This is a genomic window from Stenotrophomonas sp. 3diitr2024 (assembly GCF_042136455.1).
In the GTDB taxonomy this organism is placed as follows: domain Bacteria; phylum Pseudomonadota; class Gammaproteobacteria; order Xanthomonadales; family Xanthomonadaceae; genus Stenotrophomonas; species Stenotrophomonas sepilia.
The window spans coordinates 1-1,005 of record NZ_JBHHMJ010000101.1; the positions used below are offsets into that span (position 1 = coordinate 1).

Here is a 1,005-nt window from a genome sequence, read left to right on the forward strand (position 1 = left end):
CCGGCTCGGGGTCAGATCCCTTTTCCTGTGGAAAAGGTATCTGACCCCATGCACCGGCAACCTCATGAACCTTCGGCAGGAACCTGCAATTGCCGGCCAACGGCCGGCACTACCCCCTGCCGCGCCCACCCGAACCGCTGCGCAGCCCAGATCTCCAGCGCCACCAGCAGCGCGATGATCAACAACGGCAACAGCAGCCCGAAGTACACGCCCGGCATCATGCCGTTGATCTGCGCCTTCACCAGCCGCAGCACGCCACGGGTGTGCAGCAGCTCATCGACGTGCATGGTCAGCGCCTCGCGCACCACCTTGGGTTCCAGGCCGAGGGTACCGGCCCTGTCCACCAGCGTGTCTTCCACCATGCTGCGCAGCAGGCCCTCACGCACCCTGCCGATCACCCAGCCGGTACCACGTGCCAACGGGCCGTTGCCAAGACGGTCCAGGCCGGGCAGCGGATGCTCGCTGAGGTAGGCCGAGGCGATGGTGTCGGCGACGTCGCCCACCGTGCCCTGGCTGCGCAGTGCCTCGCGCATGCGCGGGTCGTCCAGCGAATCGGTAAAACCTTCGCTCCAGCCTTCCACCAGGGTCTGCAGGTGCGGCTGGAAATGATCGAGCTGCTTGAACAGCGCGCGGTGCGCACCGGCAGTGAAACCCAGCTGCAGGCCGAAGAAGGCAGTGGCCAGCGGCAGCAGCACCACGTAGCTGGCCAGCAGCCAGTGATGCCAGCGCTTGCGCCGCTGCAACCAACCATGGCGATGCAGCCAGCGCCAGCCGGCGATGCCCAGCACCAGGCCGAGCAGCGTACCGAGCACGCTGCCGCCCACCAGATCGAGCACGCTCAGGCCCGACCAGAATTCGTTCAACCAGTACTGCGCGTCCTGCATGGGTCTTCCTTCCGTGGGTGATACCGCAGCCATTGTAGAACCGAGCCCACGCTCGGCTGCGCCGCCGTCGGTGGGTGCGGACCGCCATCGACTGGTGGGTGCGGACCGTTGGTCCGCACAC

At 66.9% G+C, this 1,005-nt stretch carries 1 protein-coding gene; it reads right to left on the minus strand.

Going from position 1 to position 1,005, the window contains the following annotated elements; all coding sequences use genetic code 11:
• Positions 1 to 62 precede the first annotated feature (62 nt).
• Entirely contained in the window at positions 63 to 884 is an 822-nt protein-coding gene (locus ABGA94_RS02540) for a hypothetical protein (RefSeq protein WP_375366306.1), read from the minus strand.
• Positions 885 to 1,005: the final 121 nt, after the last annotated feature.

Bases quoted from the DNA above. Each gene is read 5' to 3' on its own strand.
- ABGA94_RS02540 (WP_375366306.1), bottom strand. From the start codon at position 884: ATGCAGGACGCGCAGTACTGGTTGAACGAATTCTGGTCGGGCCTGAGC.